19 protein-coding genes are annotated in these 19,053 nt (G+C 68.5%); 10 read left to right on the top strand and 9 right to left on the bottom strand.

Annotated elements, in window-relative coordinates:
• Nucleotides 1-259 precede the first annotated feature (259 nt).
• From AC3WQZ_RS02895 to AC3WQZ_RS02865, 7 genes are read left to right on the top strand one after another with little or no spacing between them, the layout of a single operon-like run.
• The gene (locus AC3WQZ_RS02895) at nucleotides 260-1,999 is read left to right on the top strand and encodes a glycosyltransferase family 39 protein (protein ID WP_492300016.1); all 1,740 of its coding nucleotides are present in this window, start codon (nucleotides 260-262) and stop codon (nucleotides 1,997-1,999) included.
• Between the two features lie 36 nt (nucleotides 2,000-2,035).
• Nucleotides 2,036-2,407: an EamA family transporter gene (locus tag AC3WQZ_RS02890; protein WP_011617364.1), complete on the top strand. Its 372-nt coding sequence runs from the start codon at nucleotides 2,036-2,038 to the stop codon at nucleotides 2,405-2,407.
• 55 nt (nucleotides 2,408-2,462) lie between these two features.
• A complete protein-coding gene (locus tag AC3WQZ_RS02885) occupies nucleotides 2,463-3,635 on the top strand; it encodes a DegT/DnrJ/EryC1/StrS family aminotransferase (protein ID WP_058698856.1) in 1,173 nt (390 codons plus the stop codon).
• The gene (locus tag AC3WQZ_RS02880; protein WP_041688130.1) at nucleotides 3,614-4,603 is read left to right on the top strand and encodes a glycosyltransferase; all 990 of its coding nucleotides are present in this window, start codon (nucleotides 3,614-3,616) and stop codon (nucleotides 4,601-4,603) included. The genes AC3WQZ_RS02885 and AC3WQZ_RS02880 overlap by 22 nt, the downstream gene beginning before the upstream one ends.
• Nucleotides 4,603-5,544, top strand: a complete 942-nt coding sequence (locus tag AC3WQZ_RS02875; protein WP_058698855.1) for a formyltransferase — start codon at nucleotides 4,603-4,605, stop codon at nucleotides 5,542-5,544. Before AC3WQZ_RS02880 ends, AC3WQZ_RS02875 begins: the two co-directional genes overlap by 1 nt.
• Nucleotides 5,541-6,593 (top strand): bifunctional UDP-4-keto-pentose/UDP-xylose synthase, encoded by a 1,053-nt coding sequence (locus AC3WQZ_RS02870; protein WP_011617368.1) that lies wholly within the window; start codon nucleotides 5,541-5,543, stop codon nucleotides 6,591-6,593. The genes AC3WQZ_RS02875 and AC3WQZ_RS02870 overlap by 4 nt, the downstream gene beginning before the upstream one ends.
• 13 nt (nucleotides 6,594-6,606) lie before the next feature.
• Nucleotides 6,607-7,503: a polysaccharide deacetylase family protein gene (locus tag AC3WQZ_RS02865; RefSeq protein ID WP_011617369.1), complete on the top strand. Its 897-nt coding sequence runs from the start codon at nucleotides 6,607-6,609 to the stop codon at nucleotides 7,501-7,503.
• A gap of 29 nt (nucleotides 7,504-7,532) precedes the next feature.
• Here AC3WQZ_RS02865 and AC3WQZ_RS02860 read toward each other — a convergent pair whose 3' ends face one another.
• The 4 genes from AC3WQZ_RS02860 to AC3WQZ_RS02845 all read right to left on the bottom strand — a co-directional run bounded on the left by AC3WQZ_RS02860 (nucleotide 7,533) and on the right by AC3WQZ_RS02845 (nucleotide 12,663).
• Nucleotides 7,533-9,902, bottom strand: a complete 2,370-nt coding sequence (locus AC3WQZ_RS02860; protein ID WP_492300014.1) for a heavy metal translocating P-type ATPase — start codon at nucleotides 9,900-9,902, stop codon at nucleotides 7,533-7,535.
• Nucleotides 9,903-10,006: 104 nt separating this feature from the next.
• A complete protein-coding gene (locus AC3WQZ_RS02855; protein ID WP_010810148.1) occupies nucleotides 10,007-10,417 on the bottom strand; it encodes a VOC family protein in 411 nt (136 codons plus the stop codon).
• A gap of 102 nt (nucleotides 10,418-10,519) precedes the next feature.
• Nucleotides 10,520-11,977, bottom strand: a complete 1,458-nt coding sequence (locus tag AC3WQZ_RS02850) for a heavy metal sensor histidine kinase (RefSeq protein ID WP_058696455.1) — start codon at nucleotides 11,975-11,977, stop codon at nucleotides 10,520-10,522.
• Nucleotides 11,974-12,663: a heavy metal response regulator transcription factor gene (locus tag AC3WQZ_RS02845; protein WP_010810150.1), complete on the bottom strand. Its 690-nt coding sequence runs from the start codon at nucleotides 12,661-12,663 to the stop codon at nucleotides 11,974-11,976. Before AC3WQZ_RS02845 ends, AC3WQZ_RS02850 begins: the two co-directional genes overlap by 4 nt.
• Nucleotides 12,664-12,862: 199 nt before the next feature.
• On the opposite strand from AC3WQZ_RS02845, the gene AC3WQZ_RS02840 reads away from it, so the two are divergent.
• Nucleotides 12,863-13,306, top strand: coding sequence for a hypothetical protein (locus AC3WQZ_RS02840; protein WP_492292555.1), 444 nt, complete (start codon nucleotides 12,863-12,865; stop codon nucleotides 13,304-13,306).
• A 113-nt stretch (nucleotides 13,307-13,419) separates the two neighbouring features.
• On the opposite strand, the gene AC3WQZ_RS02835 is transcribed toward AC3WQZ_RS02840, so the two are convergent.
• On the bottom strand, nucleotides 13,420-13,740 hold the full coding sequence (locus tag AC3WQZ_RS02835) for an H-NS family nucleoid-associated regulatory protein (RefSeq protein ID WP_010810152.1): 321 nt from the start codon (nucleotides 13,738-13,740) through the stop codon (nucleotides 13,420-13,422).
• Between the two features lie 273 nt (nucleotides 13,741-14,013).
• Here AC3WQZ_RS02835 and AC3WQZ_RS02830 point away from each other — a divergent pair, with 273 nt between their 5' ends.
• Nucleotides 14,014-14,247 (top strand): hypothetical protein, encoded by a 234-nt coding sequence (locus AC3WQZ_RS02830; protein ID WP_010810153.1) that lies wholly within the window; start codon nucleotides 14,014-14,016, stop codon nucleotides 14,245-14,247.
• 22 nt (nucleotides 14,248-14,269) lie between these two features.
• Here AC3WQZ_RS02830 and AC3WQZ_RS02825 read toward each other — a convergent pair whose 3' ends face one another.
• Both AC3WQZ_RS02825 and AC3WQZ_RS02820 read right to left on the bottom strand, forming a co-directional pair.
• On the bottom strand, nucleotides 14,270-15,151 hold the full coding sequence (locus AC3WQZ_RS02825; RefSeq protein WP_439669169.1) for a beta-keto acid cleavage family enzyme: 882 nt from the start codon (nucleotides 15,149-15,151) through the stop codon (nucleotides 14,270-14,272).
• On the bottom strand, nucleotides 15,148-16,116 hold the full coding sequence (locus AC3WQZ_RS02820; RefSeq protein WP_492300012.1) for a 3-hydroxyacyl-CoA dehydrogenase family protein: 969 nt from the start codon (nucleotides 16,114-16,116) through the stop codon (nucleotides 15,148-15,150). Before AC3WQZ_RS02820 ends, AC3WQZ_RS02825 begins: the two co-directional genes overlap by 4 nt.
• Nucleotides 16,117-16,304: 188 nt before the next feature.
• Here AC3WQZ_RS02820 and AC3WQZ_RS02815 point away from each other — a divergent pair, with 188 nt between their 5' ends.
• A complete protein-coding gene (locus AC3WQZ_RS02815; RefSeq protein WP_492300010.1) occupies nucleotides 16,305-17,240 on the top strand; it encodes a LysR family transcriptional regulator in 936 nt (311 codons plus the stop codon).
• A gap of 131 nt (nucleotides 17,241-17,371) precedes the next feature.
• Here AC3WQZ_RS02815 and AC3WQZ_RS02810 read toward each other — a convergent pair whose 3' ends face one another.
• Nucleotides 17,372-17,542, bottom strand: coding sequence for a hypothetical protein (locus AC3WQZ_RS02810; RefSeq protein WP_010810157.1), 171 nt, complete (start codon nucleotides 17,540-17,542; stop codon nucleotides 17,372-17,374).
• A 153-nt stretch (nucleotides 17,543-17,695) separates the two neighbouring features.
• The gene (locus tag AC3WQZ_RS02805) at nucleotides 17,696-19,051 is read right to left on the bottom strand and encodes a type II toxin-antitoxin system HipA family toxin (protein ID WP_058696457.1); all 1,356 of its coding nucleotides are present in this window, start codon (nucleotides 19,049-19,051) and stop codon (nucleotides 17,696-17,698) included.
• Between the last annotated feature and the right edge of the window lie 2 nt (nucleotides 19,052-19,053).

Raw genomic sequence — 19,053 nt, 5'->3', positions numbered from 1 at the left:
TTTCTCTCCCCCGCGGCAATCCGGCGCCCCGCAGGCCGTCTCCGGCACCCGCCGGGGGCGGCCTGCCCACCGTGCTACCATTGCCCGCCTCGCGTGTGCCGAGGCGGCAGCGGCGTGCGAGGCGCATGCCAGCGTGCCAGCCGCGGGCGACTTGCCTCCCTGGTGTCCACCAACAGGCAAGGCCATGCGTTGTGATGGCTTCCCGTCACCGCGCGCCCCACGCAGGACCATCGATCCGTCGCGCTTTTCCAGGAGATCTATGCGTAGTTCATCGACCTCGCGGGCTGCCGCGCTGTCCGTTGGAGCCACCACCGCCAGTGCGGTCGCACTGGCCAGCCTGTTTATCCTGCTGGTCTGGTTCGGCACCCTCGACATGCGTCACCTGCTGCGCTCCGATGAAGGCCGCTACGCCGAGATCGCCCGCGAAATGTTCGCCACCGGCGACTGGGTCACGATCCGCTACCACGAACTCAAGTATTTCGAGAAGCCGCCCTTCCACCTGTGGGTGACCACGCTGGCCTACACGCTGTTTGGCGTGGGCGACTGGCAGGCGCGGCTGTGCGTGGCCCTGTCCGGCATCCTTGGGCTGGGCGTGTCGATGCTGGCCGCGGCACGCTGGTACGGCCGGCGCGTGGCGATGCTGACGGGGCTGGTGCTGGTTTCCGCGCCGATGTGGAATATCGCCGGCCACTTCAACTCGCTGGACATGACGCTGGCCGGCGCCATGGCGTGCGTGCTGGCCTTCATGCTGCTGGCGCAGCACCCGGATGCCACCCGCGCCGAACGCCGCAACTGGATGCTCGCCTGCTGGGCGGCGATGGGCGTGGCGGTGCTGGTCAAGGGGCTGGTCGGGCTGGCGCTGCCGGGGCTGGTGCTGGTGGTCTACACGCTGGCGACACGCGACTTCCGCTTGTGGTACCGGCTGCATCTGCCGGGCGGCATCGTCGCCATGCTGGTGGTGACGGTGCCGTGGTTCTGGCTGGTGTCGGAACGCAATCCGGAATTCCTGCATTTCTTCTTTATCCACGAGCACTGGCAACGCTATACCTCGAACGTGCACCAGCGCGAAGGCGCGATCTGGTTCTTCGTGCCGCTGCTGCTGGCCGGCTTCCTGCCCTGGCTGGGCCTGGTTCCGCAAATGTGGAAGGCCGTGCGCGAGCGCGCCGGCGTCGCTCGCGGCACCTCGCCGCGGCCATTCCAGCCCGCCCTGCTGGCGGCGCTGTGGGCCGTGGCGATCTTTGTCTTCTTCAGCCTGTCCGGCTCCAAGCTGCCCGGCTATATCGTGCCGATCTTCCCGGCGCTGGCGCTGCTGGCCGGCGTGGCGCTGGACACCTTGACGGAACGCGCGTGGCGCTGGCAGGTCAATGCCATGATTGCCCTGGGCGTGGTCGGGCTGCTGGCGTGCCCGTTTGTCGGCATGATGGACAAGCCCAGCACGCCCAATGTGGTCTATCGGGAATTCGCAGTGTGGACCGGCGTCGCCTTCGCGGTGATGCTGGGCGGCGCACTGCTGGCGCGCCGGCTGCTGCGCACGCGTGGGGTGTTTCCCAGTGTGGTGGCCTATGCGCTGGCGATGTTCATCTGCTCCACGGTGGCGCTGCGCGGTCACGAAGCCATGGGCCGGCCCAGTTCCGGCGCGGACCTGGTGCCCGCCATCAATGCCGTGCTGACGCCGGACATGCCGCTGTACAGTGTGGGCATGCTCGACCACACGCTGCCGTTCTACCTGCGCCGCACCACCATCATGGTGGCGCATCCCGATGAGCTGGAATTCGGCATCGGCCAGGAACCGCAGAAGTGGATCCCGACCATCGATGGCTTTATCGCGCGCTGGCAGGACGGCAAGCGCGCGGTAGCGATCATGTTGCCCTCGACCTACGACGCACTGGCTGCGCGCGGCGTGCCGATGCACAGGATCGCCGGCGACCGCCGCCGTGTGGCGGTCGCCAATTTCGCGCTGCCGGGCAATGGCCCGCAGACGCAACCCCCAGGACAGTAACCTGCAACTCCTGCAATTCCTGCACTACGCAGCGCCATGACGCTCTCCACCTTCGCTTTCATCCTGACCGGCGTGCTGCTCAATGCGGCTGCGCAACTGTTGCTCAAGGCCGGCGTCAATGCCATCGGCGCGATCACGCTGGACCGCGGCACGCTGCTGGTGACGGCGCTGCGCGTGCTGACCCAATGGCCGGTGCTGGCCGGGCTGACGCTGTACGTGGTCAGCGTGGGGGTATGGATCGTGGGGCTGTCGCGCGTGGATGTGTCGATCGCCTACCCGATGCTGTCGCTCGGCTATGTGGTCAATGCACTGGCCGCCTGGTGGCTGTTCGGCGAGATGATCGGCCCCTTGCGCGTGGCCGGCATCCTGCTGATACTGGCGGGCGTCTTCCTGATCGCCCGCTCATGACGCGCCTGCGCGCACGCCGCCAGTTCCGACACCGACCGTACTTCCTCGCCCTGCCATGACCGCATCCGCCCCTGAGTTCCTGCCTTTTGTCCGGCCTGACATCGACGCCGCCGCCATTGCCGAAGTCGGCAAGGTGCTGGCCTCGGGCTGGATCACCTCCGGCCCGAAGATGCAGGCCTTCGAGGCCGCGCTGTCAGGCCTGTTCGGCGGACGCCCGGTGCGCACCTTCGCCAATGGCTCGGCCACGATGGAGATCGCGCTGCGCATTGCCGATATCGGGCCGGGCGATGAGGTCATCACCACGCCGGTCACCTGGGTCGCCACCGCCAACGTGGTGCTGGCAGTAGGCGCGCGGCCGGTGTTCGTCGATATCGACCCGCGCACGCGCAATCTCGACCTGGATGCCGTCGAGGCCGCGATCACGCCGCGCACGCGCGCCATCATGCCGGTGTACCTGTCGGGGCTGCCGGTGGACATGGACCGCCTGTACGCCATTGCCAGCAAGCACGGGCTGCGGGTGATCGAGGATGCCGCGCAGGCAATCGACTCGCGCTGGCGCGGCCAGCGCATCGGCGCCCTTGGCGACCTGGTCAGCTTCAGCTTCCAGGCCAACAAGAACATCACCACCATCGAAGGCGGCTGCCTGGTGATGAACACGCCCGAAGAAGCCGTGCGCGCCGAGCGCCTGCGGCTGCAGGGTGTGATCCGCACCGGCATGGACGGCATGGATGTCGAAGAGCCCGGCGGCAAGTTCAACCTGACCGACGTCAACGCCGCGGTCGGGCTGGCGCAGCTGGGCAAGCTCGACGCCATCACCGCGCGCCGCGCCGAGCTGGCCGAGACGTATTTCCGCTGTGCCGCCGACAGTGGCCTGGAGGCGCTGGGCATCGAGCTGCCGCAAGCGCTGGATGCACACGATGCCACCACCAACTGGCACATGTTCCAGGTGGTGCTGCCGACCGAGCGCCTGCAAGGCGGCCCGGCCCGGGCGCGCCAGCAGGTCATGGAGGCCATGCGCGAGCGCGGCATCGGCACCGGCGTGCACTACCCGCCCATTCATCTTTTTACCTACTACCGCTCGCTCGGCTGGCGCGAAGGCATGCTGCCGCATGCCGAACGCATCGGGCGCGGCATCGTCACGCTGCCGCTGTTCCCCGCGATGCAAGCCACCGATGTGGAGCGGGTCTGTGCAATCCTCAGCGAAACATGCAAACGTCTCTCCAAATGAGCCCGGTCGAAGTCTCGGTCGTCATTCCGGTCTACAACGAAGAAGACGGGCTGCAAGCCCTGTTCGACCGCCTCTATCCGGCGCTGGATGGCCTTGGCGAGTCGTACGAGATCATCTTCATCAACGACGGCAGCGTCGACCGCTCGGCGCAGCTGCTGGCGGCGCAGTTCCACAAGCGCCCGGATGTGACCCGGGTGGTGCTGTTCGCCGGCAATTTCGGCCAGCATATGGCGATCCTGGCGGGCTTCGAGCAGACCCGCGGCAAGATCGTGATCACGCTGGACGCCGACCTGCAGAACCCGCCGGAAGAAATCCCGCGCCTGGTCGAAGCCATGCGCGCCGGCCACGACTACGTCGGCACCATCCGCCGCCAGCGCAACGACACCGCGTTCCGCCGCTATGCCTCGCGCGCGATGAACCGGCTGCGCGAGCGCATCACCAAGATCCGCATGACGGACCAGGGCTGCATGCTGCGCGCCTATGACCGCAATGTGGTCGACACGATCAATGCCTGCCGCGAGGTCAATACCTTCATCCCCGCGCTGGCCTACACCTTTGCTTCCAATCCGGTCGAAATCGAAGTCGGTCACGAACAGCGCCACGCAGGCGAATCCAAGTATTCGCTGTACCAGCTGATCCGCCTGAACTTCGACTTGGTGACCGGCTTTTCGATCGTGCCGCTGCAGTGGTTCTCGGCGATCGGCACGATCCTGTCGCTGCTCTCGGGCGTGCTGTTCGTGGTGCTGCTGGTGCGGCGCTTCGTGCTCGGCTCGGAAGTCCAGGGTGTGTTCACGCTGTTCGCAATGAACTTCTTCCTGATCGGCATCCTGCTGTTCGGCGTGGGCCTGCTGGGCGAGTACGTCGGCCGCATCCACCAGGAAGTGCGCGACCGCCCGCGCTACCGCATCAAGGCCGTGCTGGAAGCGGACCGGCGTGTCACGCCGGCTGCCGCTGGCGCGGAGCAATGATGCGCGCCGTCGTCTTCGGCTACCACAATGTCGGCGACCGCTGCCTGCGCGTGCTGCATGCGCGCGGCGTGGAGGTTGCGCTGGTGATCACGCACCGCGACCGCCCCGACGAGAACATCTGGTTCCGCCGCGTGGCCGACACCGCCGCCGAGCTGGGCATCCCCTTCGTCTATGGAGAGGACCCTGCCGATCCCGCGATCGCCCAGGCCGTGCGCGACGCGCACCCGGACGTCATCTTCTCGTTCTACTACCGCGCCATGATCCCGGCGGGCGTGCTGGCGCTGGCCCCCGGCGGCGCCTTCAACATGCACGGCTCGCTGCTGCCCAAGTACCGCGGCCGCGTGCCGGTGAACTGGGCGGTACTGCACGGCGAGACCGAGACCGGCGCCACGCTGCACGCCATGGAAGCCAGGCCTGACGCGGGCTATATCGTCGACCAGACCGCGGTGCCGATCCTGCCGGACGACACTGCGGGCGAAGTCTTCGAGAAAGTCACCGTCGCCGCCGAACAGACGTTGTGGCGCGTTCTGCCCGCGATGATCGCCGGGCACACGCCGCAACACCCCAACCGGCTGGCCGAGGGCAGCTACTTCTCCGGGCGCAAGCCGGAAGACGGCCGCATCGACTGGAGCCGCCCGGCCGCCGAGGTCTACAACCTCGTGCGCGCCGTCGCGCCGCCCTATCCCGGCGCCTTTACCGACCTTGCCGGGCACCGCTTCATTGTGGCGCAGGCGCGCCGGCCGCTGCCGGAGCTTGCGCTGGCGCTGCCCGCCGGCACGGCGCCCGGCCTGCATGTGCATGACGGGCAGATCATCGGCCTGTGCGGCGACGGCGGCCTGGTCATGGTCACCCGATTGCTGGCACAGGATGGCTCGGCACTCACGCCGCAAGCCTTCGCCAAACTTATCCATACCGAATCATCCAACGAGGAAAGCCGATGAAAAAGGTCCTGATTCTTGGCGTCAACGGCTTCATCGGCCATCACCTGACGCGCCGCATCCTGGAAACCACGCCGTGGGAGGTCTACGGCATGGACATGTCGTCGGACCGTCTCGGCGACCTCGTCGACCACCCGCGCATGCACTTCTTCGAGGGTGACATCACCATCAACAAGGAGTGGATCGAGTACAACATCCGCAAGTGCGATGTGGTGCTGCCGCTGGTGGCCATCGCCACCCCGGCCACCTACGTGCGCCAGCCGCTGCGCGTGTTCGAGCTGGACTTCGAGGCCAACCTGCCGATCGTGCGCGCCGCGGTCAAGTACGGCAAGCACCTGGTATTCCCGTCGACCTCCGAGGTCTACGGCATGTGCAGCGATGAAGAGTTCGACCCCGAGGCCTCGCCGCTGGTCTACGGCCCGATCAACAAGCCGCGCTGGATCTATGCCTGCTCCAAGCAGCTGATGGACCGCGTGATCCACGCCTACGGCATGGAGCAAGGCCTGAACTACACCCTGTTCCGTCCGTTCAACTGGATTGGCGCGGGGCTGGATTCGATCTTCGAATCGAAGGAAGGCTCGTCACGCGTGGTGACGCAGTTCCTCGGCCATATCGTGCGCGGCGAGCCGATCAAGCTGGTCGACGGCGGCGCCCAGCAGCGCGCCTTTGCCGATATCGCCGACGGCATCGACGCGCTGATGCGCATCATCGAGAATCCAAACGGCGTGGCCAGCGGCAAGATCTACAACATCGGCAACCCGGGCAATATCCACTCGGTGCGCGAACTGGCCGAGATGATGCTGAAGATGGCGGCGGACTATCCGGAATACGCGGAGGAAGCGCGCAAGACGCAGATCATCGAGACCTCCTCGGGCGACTTCTACGGCAAGGGCTACCAGGACGTGCAGCATCGCGTGCCCAGGATCGACAACACCATCGAAGAGCTGGGCTGGAAGCCCGGGATCAGCATGGAAGCGGCGCTGCGCCGCATCTTCGAGGCGTACCGCGGCAAGGTGGTCGAGGCCCGCACGCTGGTCGATTCGGCCAACTGAGCGCGCAACGCAAATGGCACGCATTGCCCTGAAGGTCGACGTCGACACGCTGCGCGGCACGCGCGAAGGCGTGCCGAAGCTGCTGTCGATGCTGGCGGCTGCGCAAGCGCAGGCAACCTTCCTGTTCAGCCTCGGCCCCGACCATACCGGCTGGGCGCTGCGGCGCGTATTCCGGCCCGGCTTCCTGAAGAAGGTGTCGCGCACCTCGGTGGTGTCCAACTATGGCCTGCGCACGCTGATGTATGGCGTGCTGCTGCCGGGGCCGGACATCGGCCGCAAGGGCGCCGCCGAGATGCGCGCGGCGCGCGCTGCCGGCCATGAGTGTGGCATCCACACCTGGGACCACGTCTACTGGCAGGACAACGTGCGCGAGCGCGATGCTGCCTGGACGCGCCGGCAGATGCAGCAGGCGTTCGCGCGCTACACCGAGATCTTCGGCGAAGCGCCGGCCACGCACGGCGCAGCCGGCTGGCAGATGAACGAGGATGCGTTCCGCCAGATCGATGACTGGGGCATGGCGTACGCGTCGGATGGACGCGGCACCGCGCCTTATGTTCCGACGATCGACGGCGTGCCCTGCCGGCACGTGCAGATGCCGACCACGCTGCCCACGCTGGATGAACTGATCGGCACCGACGACCTGACCGAAGACAACGTCCACACCGCGCTGCTGAAGCTGACCGAAGGCACGCGCGACCATGTCTTCACGCTGCATACCGAGCTGGAAGGCGGCAAGCTGGCGCCGGTGTTCGAGCGGCTGCTGGCCGGATGGCGTGCGCAGGGGCACGAGCTGGTGTCGATGGCGACGTGGTATCGCGGGCTGAATCGGCAGGGATTGCCGGAGTTGCCGGTAACGTGGGGAGAGATCCCGGGGCGCAGCGGGGAGTTGATCGTGCAGCCGCAGGGCTGACCGCGTGACTTCTCGTTTGCCGGCAAGCGCTAGCCGCGCCGCTCCGCCCCCACGCGCAGCCCGTTGAACACCACCAGCAGGCTCGCGCCCATATCGGCGAACACCGCCATCCACATCGTCCCCATCCCCAGCACCGTCAGCACCAGGAACACGGCCTTGATGCCGAGCGCCAGCGCGATGTTCTGCGTGAGGATGCCTGAGGTGCGGCGCGACAGGCGCACAAAGGCCGGGATCTTGCGCAGGTCATCGTCCATCAGCGCCACGTCGGCGGTCTCGATTGCGGTGTCGGTGCCGGCTGCGCCCATGGCGAAGCCGATATCGGCACGCGCCAGCGCCGGCGCGTCGTTGATGCCGTCGCCCACCATGCCGATGCGGCCGCCGCGCGCGTGGGCGGCGCCGGCAAGCGCCGCGATGCCGTCGGCCTTGTCCTGCGGCAACTGGTTGCCGCGCGCCTCATCGATGCCGACCTGCGCCGCAATGGCTTGCGCCGTGTGTGGATTGTCGCCCGACAGCATGAGTGTCCTGACGCCCAGTTCATGCAGCTCGGCAATCGCCTGCCGGCTGGTGTCGCGCACGGTATCCGCCACCGCGAACAGCGCCAGCGCCGTGGCGGCGCCGTGGCCGTCGACGCGCGCCAGCAGCACCACGGTCTTGCCCTCGCGCTCAAGCGCTTCGAGCCGCGCCTCCAGCGCCGGCGAGCAGGCGCCCATCTCATGCACCAGGCGATGGTTGCCCAGGCAGTACGCCACGCCCTGCACCTTGCCGCGCGTGCCGCGCCCCGCCAGCGCCTCGAAGTCGTCCACCGGCAGCGTGCCGATCCCGTCGGCCGCGGCCGCCGTGGCCACCGCCCGCGAAACCGGGTGGTCCGAGCGCGCCGCCAGGCTGGCGGCAATGGCGCGCGCCTGCGGCGCGTCCTCGGCCAGCAGCGCATGGTTGGTCTGCGCGGGCTTGCCGTGCGTGATCGTGCCGGTCTTGTCCAGCGCCACCCAGGCCAGGTGCCGGCCCTGCTCCAGGTACACCCCGCCCTTGACCAGGATGCCGCGGCGCGCGGCCGCGGCCAGCCCGCTGACGATGGTCACCGGCGTGGAGATTACCAGCGCGCAGGGGCAGGCGATCACCAGCAGCACCAGCGCCTTGTAGATCCAGTCGACCCAGGCGCCGCCCATGACCAGCGGCGGCACCACCGCAACCGCCAGCGCAATCGCGAACACCGTGGGCGTGTAGATGCGCGCGAACTGGTCGACAAAGCGCTGCGTGGGCGCACGGCTGCCCTGCGCAGCCTCGACCGCGTGGATGATGCGGGCCAGCGTGGAATCGCTGGCGGGCGCCGTCACGGTGTACTCCAGCTCGCCGGACTGGTTGATCGAGCCGGCGAACAGCGCATCGCCCTCGGCCTTGTCGACCGGCACGCTTTCGCCGGTGATGGGCGCCTGGTCCAGCGCCGACTGGCCGCGCACGACCTTGCCGTCGAGCGCGACGCGCTCGCCTGGCCGCAGCCGCACCAGCGCGCCCACGGCGACGCCGGCGGCAGGCACGGTCTCCCAGCTGCCATCGGCGCGCTGCACCGTGGCCTGTTCCGGCGCCATCGCCATCAAGCCGCGGATCGCATTGCGCGCCCGGTCCAGCGAGGCTGCCTCGATGCGCTCGGCCAGTGCGAACAGCACCATCACCATGGCCGCTTCCGGCCACTGGCGCAACAGCAGTGCGCCGGTGACGGCAATGCTCATCAGCGCATTGATGTTCAGGTTGCCATTGCGCAGCGCGATCCAGCCCTTGCGGTAGGTGGTCAGCCCGCCCAGCGCCACCGCCGCCAGCGCCAGCACGGCGGGCAGCCACGGCAAGCCCAGGCCCAGCCACTCCGCAGCTTCGGCACCCAAGGCGGCCACGCCGGCCAGCGCCAGCGGCCACCAGGGCTTGCTTGCCGTGGTTTGCGGCAAGACTTGCTGCGCGGCCTCGGTGCTCAGCGGCACCGGCTGCATGCCCAGGCTCTCGATCGCCCTGGCCACCGGCTCCGCCGACGGCAAGGTGTGATGCACCGTCAGCACCCGCTGGATCAGGTTGAACTCCAGCGCCGCCACGCCGGCCATGCCGCCCAGCTTGTTGCGGATCAGCGTTTCCTCGGTCGGGCAGTCCATCGCGTCGATGCGCCACGCAGCGGTCTGCGCGCCGGCGGGGATGTCGACCGGTGCGGCGGGCGTCAGCGCAACCGTGGACGAGCAGCCGCCGCCGCAGCAGGCGGAAGCCGCCGGTGCCTGCCGGGCCTCGGCATGGCCATGATGGTCATGATCGTGGTCGTGGTGATGGTCGTGATCATGCCCGCCATGCCGGTGGGCGGCGCCATCATGCGCGTGGGCAGCGTGATCTTGAGGGAGTGCGTCCTCAGGTGACGTGCGAGCCATATCTTGTTGTTCCCGCTGGTTTAACCTGATGACATTGAAGACCCTGTAGCGACTACAGAGTCAAGCGGCATGGCAGCGACTGCGCACCATGCCGCAGCGGCACGTCAGTGCTCGCAGTTGACCATCCAGGACATGCCGAAGCGGTCCACCAGCATGCCGAAGCCTTCGGCCCAGAAGGTCTTCTGGTACGGCACCACCACCTGGCCGTCTTCGCTCAGGCCGTCGAAGATGCGCTGGCCCTCGTCCTTGCTGACCGCCCCCACCGACAGGCTGAAGCCGCTGAACGCCGGGCGCTCCCCGCGCCGGCCGTCGGACGCCATCACCTGGTTCTCGCCGAACTGGATATTGGCGTGCATCACCTTGTCCTTCCAGTCATCGGGAACCTCCATGCCGGGGCTAGGCGGGGCATCCTTGTAGCGCATCGCGAACGTGACCTGCGCGCCCAGCACCTTGCCGTAGAAGGCCACGGCCTCATCGAAACGGCCGCCAAAATCCAGATAGGGTTGCACCTGCATATCGCTCTCCTTGTGAATGGTCGATCGGGCTGCATGGCATTGGCTGTTCGCCCGCGCGCCATTATGCGCGCGTGCCGGTCCGGTGCAAGCGCCCAGCCGGATTCAGGAGACCGCGGCGGGGGCCGGCGCGGGCGGCGCGGCAGTGGCCAATGCCTCGGCGGGAAATTGCAGCGAGAACATCGTTTCGCCTTCAACGCTGCGCACCGTCACGCTGCCGCCATGCAGCCGCATGATGGTGTCGACGATGGCCAGCCCCAGCCCGGTCGACGCCGCCGAGTTGCGGCGCGACGGATCGGCCCGGTAGAAGCGCCCGAAGATATGCGGCAAGGTCTCGGGCGGGATCGCCGGCCCGGCATTGGTCACGCGGATGCAGGCCGTGCCGCTGACCGGGGCCGGGGCGCGCTCCACGTCGAGCCGCACCGTGCTGCCCGCCGGCGCATGGCGCAGCGCATTGTCGAGCAGGTTGGTGACCGCGCGGCGCAGCAGCGTCTGGTCGGCCTGCACCATTGCCGTACCGGTCACCGTCAGCGCGACCTCGCGGTCGGCGGCCACGGCCTCGAAGTACTCGGCCATCTTGTCCAGTTCTTCGCGCGCGTCCAGCGTGCGGATGCCCAGCGCCACCTGCGCATGGTCGGCGCGCGCCAGGAACAGCATGTTCTCGATCATGCGCGCCAGGCGCTCGTACTCTTCCAGGTTGGATTCGAGCAGCGCCTCATACTCGGCCACGCCGCGGCTCTGCGCCAGCGTGACCTGGGTCTGGCCGATCAGGTTGCTGATCGGCGTGCGGAAATCATGCGCCAGGTCCGCCGAGAACTCGGACAGCCGCGAGAAACTGTCCTGCAGCCGCGCCAGCATGTCGTTGAGGGCCGCCGCCAGCTCGCGCAGCTCGGCCGGCGCGCTGCCCACGTCAAGCCGCGTGGCAAGGCGACTGGTGGTGACCGCGGCGGCATCGGCGGCCATGCGCCGCAACGGCCGCAGCCCGCGCCGCGCCAGCACGAAGCCCAAGCCCGCCGCCACGGCAGCGCCGCACAGCGTGGCCCACAGGACCTGGTGGCGGTAGTCGCGGATCAGCGCCACGCGGTAGCCGGCATCGCGCAACACCACGATCTCCACGGCCTTGTCCGAATCCCCCAGCTGGCCCAACGCCGCAATGCCGCGCGAGGGCACGCCATTCTTGGGGTACCAGGTCTGCAACATGCTCTTCTCTGGCTGCGTGGTGGCGGGCAGCACGCGCAGCGGCGGCACCGATTCATTGCGCGGATTGAGCGTGACCAGCGGCTCGCCCTGGCGTGAGCGCACCACCAGGATCAGCCCCTCGTGGCCCATCGCAATATCGGCAAAACGGTGGGTATCGGCGCGTATCTCGGCCTCGCTGCGCACCTCGCGCAGCAGGTGGCGCACCAGCAGCACCTCGCCGACCAGCTCGCTTTCATCGCGCCCCTCCAGCTGCGCCGACAGCGCCCCGGACAGGTAGGCCGCCACGCTGGCGAGAATCACCGCCGTGGCCAGCCCGTACGCCAGCGCCAGCCGCGTGGTAAGCGAAGACGGCAGCCGCATCATGCGTCCTGGTCCCGGTCCTCGCTGTCGTCCAGCACGTAGCCCATGCCGCGCCGCGTGTGAATCAGCTTATGCGGGAAGGGATCGTCGACCTTGGCGCGCAGGCGCCGGATCGAGACATCGACCACATTGGTATTGCTGTCGAAGTTGACGTCCCACACCTGCGAGGCGATCAGCGAGCGCGACAGCACCTCGCCGCGCCGGCGCGCGAGCAGGTACAGCAGTGCGAACTCCTTGGAGGTCAGGTCGATCTTCTGGCCGGCGCGCACCACGCGGCGGCGGATGGCGTCGATCTGCAGGTCGGCCACTTCGATGAACTCGCTCTCGCGCAGCGGGCCGCGCCGCAGGATGGTGCGGATGCGCAGCACCAGCTCGGCAAAGGCAAAGGGCTTGACCATATAGTCGTCGGCGCCGAGCTCCAGCCCCTTGAGGCGGTCGGACAGCTCGTCGCGCGCGGTCAGGAACAGCACCGGGGTATCGCGCTCGCGGCGCAGCTCGCGCAGCACCTGCCAGCCATCCAGGCCGGGCAGCATCACGTCCAGCACGATCAGGTCATAGGGATGCTCGCGCGCATGGGCCAGGCCATCCGCGCCGTCGCGCGCCAGGTCCACCACGAAGCCGGATTCGGTCAGGCCCTTGTGCAGGTAGTCGCCCGCCTTGGGTTCGTCCTCGACAATCAGGATACGCATGATTCGATCACTTTCCGGGCGGCACCAGCGCCGCCATGGCGTAACGCTAGCCGAGGATGAGCGCCAATGGGCAAAGATTTCACAAATGTCATCGCCATGCCAGGGCAATGCAGGCGAAAACCCCGGTAAAATGCGCGATCATCACCGGCGTCGTGCCGGTTTGCGCCACCCTTTCCCCCATTCTGCCCGCCCCCCGCCGATGAAACGCCTGCCGAATTGCCTGCTGCTGTCCCTCGCCATGCTTGCGCTGCCCGTCTCCGGCGCTGCAGCGGCAACGGCCACGGTATGCAGCGCGGTACAGGCAGCCGGGCTGTCGCTGCCGGAACGGCATGCGGCCGCAAAAATGGAGGCGGAAGCGGCACTGGACGGCACCGGCCCGGGCACCTGCCGCGGCAGCGCGGTCCAGGTGATGGCCGAGCCTTCCGGCAGCGGCCATCCGCTGCAGCTGCACGATTCCGATGCGCCGCAGGCGACCGACCACGGCGCCACGCCGCTGGAGACGCAGCCATCGGCCGCGTCCGGCGTGCTGCGCGAACTGCCTGCGGAGGTGCTGGTGCATTGGGCGCACGCGGCACCAATGGCCACGCCGGCGGTGTTCACCGGCACCCAGCCGCTGGAACGCCTGCTGCCCGCACGCTGCTGAGCGCGTCGTAGCGGGCACAGCGCCCGCATCGCTTCCCTTCCGTTTTGCGGAATACCCCTGGCGCCGGCAAGGCGCGGCGGATTGTCCCGCCTGCGCGTCTTAGCCTGCGCGTTTTATTCGACGCGGAAGAATTCGATCGACTGCCCGGCGTTCACGGCCCGCTGCAGCCAGTCCGGATACTCGCCCTGCCCGTCCCAGCTCTGGCCGAGCGCATTGCGGTATAGCGGGCGCGCAGCGGCAGCCTTGGGGGCGGCCTGCGGGATAAGCTGGGCCACGGCTGGCGCGGCGTCAGGCGCCGGCTCAGGCCCGGCGTCGATGGCAACATGATCAAAGCACCCGGCGGCGACAAGATCGTCGAACGTCAGGGCATGACGGTCCATTTGCTCGCGGATCCACGCCACCGCAGCGAGTTTGGCTGAATCAGACTCGGACATGACTCTCGTGAGAGGCCCGCTGCATTTCCGCGGGCAATGAAAAACCGGCGATGGAACCGCAGGCCGGTCGGATAGCCGTGATTCTACAGCCTTTGCCCGGCGCTGCTGCGTTTCCGTCGTGGGCGCGCGGCCAATTGCCGTGCGCTTGCCGCGCTCGTCCGCTGCCGAGTGACAGCAATGTCATGTGCCGGTCATGCTCGTGTGGGCACGCGCTGTCTAGACTTGCTTCACCGCCGCCCATTTCGGGCCGGCACCCTTACGGAGAAGCGACTCATGCAAGCACTCAGGCAAGTCTTTGTGGCCACCGCCCTTATTGCTGCCGTGGTCGGCACTGCGCAGGCTGCACCGCGCAGTGCCGATCCGTTCAGCGACGGGGCGCACAGCGCCACCGGCACCCGCAGCGCGTTCACGGACGGTGCGAACGCCGCAACGGGCCCGCGCAGCACCTTTACCGACGGCGCGCATAACCCCAACGGCCCGCGCGACAGCTTCAGCGACGGCGCGTGACGGTAGCCGGCCGGGCAGCGCCTCAGCGCACCTCGCCGTAGATGCGGCGCGCATCGGCGGCGTCGGCAATCGGCCGGCCCAGCGTCAGGCCGCCTTGCACCGCCTGCGCCACCAGCGCATGGTTGCCGGGTGCGCGGCTGCCGTCGCGCAGCAGCAGGTTGTTCTCGAATCCCACCCGCACATGGCCGCCAAATGCGGCGGCCGCGGTCACGCAGGCATTCTCTTCGCGGCCGAAGGCGCAGATCGCCCACGGCAACGCGTCGCCGGACTCGCCCGCGGCCTGCAGGAACGGCAGCAGGTCGTGCGGCGACGACACCTGCCCGGCGGCATAGCGCCCCAGCACGTACAGCACCGACCATGCGCCCGGCGGCACCATGCCGCGCTCGCGCATCGACTGCCAGCGCCGCACATCGGCCACGTCATACAGGATCACCTGCGTCATCACGCGCTCACGCGCCAGCCAGGCGAAGAACGCCGCCAGTTCGCTGTCCGGGATGTCCGGCACGGCGACTTCGCGCAGGCCCACCGAAACGGCTTCGGGCCGCAGCTCACGCACCATCGCCATCTGCTCCGCGGCCTGGTAGACGCCCGCGGCCTCGCTCGTCACCTGCACCAGCAACGCTTCGCCCACGGCCTGCTTCACCGCGGCCAGCGCGTCGCGGTAGGCCTGCACGTCGAGCGAGTGGCGGCCTTCGGCATCGCGCACATGCATGTGCATCATGGCCGCGCCGGCATCCAGGCAGGCGCGCGCTTCAGCGGCCAGTGCGGCGGCGGTCAGCGGCACCGCCGGATGGTCGCTGGCGCGCTTGTAGGCGCCGTTGGGCGCCACGGTGACGATCAGCGGCGCATCGGCCAGCGGCACGCGGGCCGCGGCTACGGGGGCTTGGGAAGGGGTCCGGGTCATGGCTCGATCTCGGGCAGTTCAGGCGCGATCAGCGCCAGGCCGGCGCGCAGCAGGCTGTCATAGCGTGCGCGCTCGGCGGAAATGGTTTCGGGGGTCCACTGGTAGAAGCCTTCGCCGCGCTTCATGCCGTGGCGGCCGTCGGCGGCGCGCTCGGACAGGCAGCGCGCCGGATGGTCGTCGTTGCAGAAGGTCGGGTACATGGTGGCGCCGGCGGCCGCGTGCACGTCGATGCCCGCGTGGTCACGCTGCAGCACCGGCCCGGCCGCCAGGAAGCGAAAGCCAAAGCCGAAGCGCACCGCCGCATCGACATCCTCGGGCGAGGCAATGCCGCGGTCGATCAGGCTGAATGCCTCGCGCGACAGCGCATGCTGCAGCCGGTTGGCAAGAAAGCCCGGCAGGTCCTTGCGCACCTTGACCGGCACCATCGCGCAGCGGCGCATGAAGGCGATCAGCGCGTCGGCACAAGCCTCGTCGCTGTCATCGCCCATCACCACTTCCACCAGCGGCACCAGGTGCGCCGGCATGAAGAAGTGCAGGCCGAGCATGCGCGCACGCGAGTCGAGTCCCGCGCCGATGGCGCTGATCGGGAAGCTGGAGCTGTTGCTGGCCAGCACCGTATCGGGCCGCGCGCGCCGCACCAGCTCGGCAAAGAGTGCCTGCTTCAGGTCCAGCTGTTCCGGGATGCACTCGATCACCAGGTCCACGGTGGACCAGTCCACCGCATCCAGCGTCGCGGCCACCGCCAGGCGCTCCGCGCCTTGTTCACGGCCGATCGCGGCTAAGTTGCCGCGCACGCGCCCGGGCATGGCGCCGGCGCGGCCGGCATCGGGCTCGACCACGGTGGTACGGCACAGCGCGCGGGTCAGCACCACGGCAACATCGGCGCCCATGGTGCCGCCGCCCACCACCACCGCATGCGCGGCGCCGGGGCGGCTCAGGATGACCGGTGCGGTCGGGTTCGGCATAGATTCTCCCAGGGGATGCGACGTGGCGCGCACTCGCCATCGCGACAAATCCTGATGGCGGGGCATCGAATCCCGGCAGTGTAGAGAACTTGCTTTGATTGAAGAAGTCGATTCTATGAATAGAATGATCTACAAATCAGATCAATCGAGTGATTCGGCCGGCGGACGCCGCCGGCCCGCTGCCGCAGATGAAAATCAACCTGTCGATGCGCGACATCGAAACCACGCTGGTGCTTGGCCGCACGCTCAACTTCCGCCAGGCCGCCAGCCAGCTGCACGTGTCGCAATCCGCCCTGTCCACGCAGATCCTGCGCATCGAGGAATCCCTCGGCGTGCGCCTGTTCGACCGCACCACCCGCAACGTGCGCCTGACCGCGGCCGGCCAGGTCTTCATGCAGCAGGCCGCGCTGCTGCAGGCGGCGTTCCGCGGCGCCATCGACGCCGTGACCGGCATTGCCAGCGCCGAGCGCGGCCAGGTGGCGGTGGCGGCGCTGCCCTCGCTGGCGGCGCGCATGCTGCCGCGCGTGCTGATGGCCTACCACCAGGCGCGCCCGGAAGTGGCGCTGAAGGTATTCGATACCCTCTCCGGCCCGGCCTTCGACCTGGTGCGCGCCGGCGACGTGGATTTCGCGCTCACTGCGGCCGATCCGCAACAGGCTGACCTGCAGTATGAGCCGCTGCTGTCGGACCGCTTCGTGCTGCTGATCCCGTCGGCGCACCCGCTCGCGCGCAGCCCCGGGCCGCTGCGCTGGGCCGATACCGCCAGCGCGCCCCATGTGTCGATGACGCACCCGAGCAGCGTGCGCCAGTACGCGGAATGGGCCTTCCTGCAGAACCGCATCCGCTTCCAGCCGGTATTTGAGGCCGAGCGCCTGGCCACCATCGCGGCCATGGTCGAATGCGGCTTCGGCGTGGCCGCGCTGCCAGAGATCGCGGCCGGCACGGTGCGCCAGGCCGGCATTGTCGAGCGCCTGCTGACGGCGCCGGTGACCGAGCGCTCGATCGGGCTGGTGACCTCGCGCAACCGCAGCCTGTCGCCGGCGGCTGCCGAACTGGCGGCGGCGGTGCGCGCGCAGCTGGCGAGTCCGCCCGTCCAGGATACGGTGGACACGACGGCCCGGTGAACTAGTAGATGCTGGCTGGCCATGGCGCGCAGGCGACGCCGGCCTGGTTCCAAGCCAACCTGGTGCGCCCGCCGCTGCGCGGCGTCACGGAAAACAAGGGCGGGCCCGGCACGGCGCCAGGCCCGCAACCCTCAGGAGGGATCCTTGGTACGGGTACGCGAGACCGCCGCCATGATGCCGATGCCAAGCACGATCAGGCAGGCAATACCGATATACACGGGCGCGAGGCCAGCGGTTTCCATGCCCCAGGCAACGCCGGCAACCAGGACCAACAGGCCGATAATGTATAGCGCGAATGACATGAGTCGGCTCCTTGCGGTGGTGCAACCTGGCTTCAATGTAGGCAGGGCGCGAGGCGCAAGGGATAGGACAAGGGCGGAAGCTGGCGTAGGCGGGTTCTGACCTTGTGGTGTTGTGCGCGGCGGTCAGCTCCGGCGGCAAAGCCTCTCCAGGGCTCACCCCTCCACCTGCGCCGGCATCTCTGCCAGCCGCTGCACCGATGCCCGCAGACCCTCCAGTATCGTGTCCGCCACCTTCTGCGGAAAACCCGCGGGCAGTGCTGCGCCGACCTCGGCGATCACCGCCGGGGTCCGCGCGATGATGCGCCCGATCAGCGCCTCGGCATCGGCACCCAGGAAACAGCGCGGTGCCATCGCATTGAAATGGCGGCGCTGGATATCGCGCAGGCCGTAGTGCCGGCTGCGGCCGGCGACCGCCATGGCCAGCTTGGCCTTGTGCCAGGAGAACTGGTTGGCGCCCTGGCCCACCACCGGCCAGATCGACATCACGTCGTACAGCGGCGTCATGCGGTAGCGCCCGCCGGCCAGCAGGCGGATGCTGAAGTTCTTGGCGTGCCCGTCCGGTGCCGCCAGCAGCCAGAACAGCAACTGCGCGGCCAGCAGCGTCTGCAGATCATCGGCCTGGGCCACTGAGTTGCGCAGCACCGTGGCAATCTCGATCATGCCAGGCCCGCCATCGGCCTCGTATTTCTGCAGCGGGCTGTGGCCGAACACCTGGCAGAAATCTTCCTGCAGCAGCCGCAGCAGCCAATTGCCTGACGGATGAGGCTGGCGGTCGAAACGCGTGACGCTCAGCACCTTGCGGCGGCCGAACGTCAGCATCTCGCAATCGGCCACCGGCAAGCCATAGGCGGCAAGGATCTTCAGGCACAGCCATTCGTTTTCCACCGACGTGCTCAGGTCGGCCCTGCGGTTTCCCACCAGGCCCAGTGGCAGCTTGAAAATATGTGTGGTCGGGGTGGCGCCATGCGGCCGCAGCCATTGGCCGTCATGGCGCAGCAGCGCAGTCTTCTCCTGCGCGCCGGCGATGGAGATGCGGAAGTCGTCGTCGTGCTCATGCCGCCCAAGCGCGGGGGTGGCGACGATATCCTCCAGCCAGCGCTCGATCTGCTCGTCCGATAGCGGTTCGCCTTCGATCCGGTCGATGCCCGCAGGCGCTTCGTCTTCGCCCAGGATCTGCACCGCGCCCACGCAATCGCGGCCGATGGCGGCGAGCAGCTCGAAGGCTTCCACCGAGCCGGTCTGGAAGCGCAGCGCCAACCGGCGCCGGATGGCCTCGCTGTCCGGCAACAGGTTGTCGAAGTAGTTGCGCACGGCATCCCCACGCACCACGCGCCGGTTGCCCAGGCCATACCCGAGCGACAGAGACAGGGGCCGCCCGGCTTCAGAGCGGATCCAGTCCTCGTCGTATTCCAGTTCCATCCCGGTACCGGACGGCTGGCGCCAGGTGCCCACGCGCTGCCCGTTGGCCCAGACCGACAGCGCCGGCGTACGTGACCTGCGTGCCGCCATGA

This window comes from Cupriavidus sp. FW305-26 (assembly GCF_058787975.1).
This window is presented reverse-complemented; position numbering and strand designations above follow the sequence as displayed.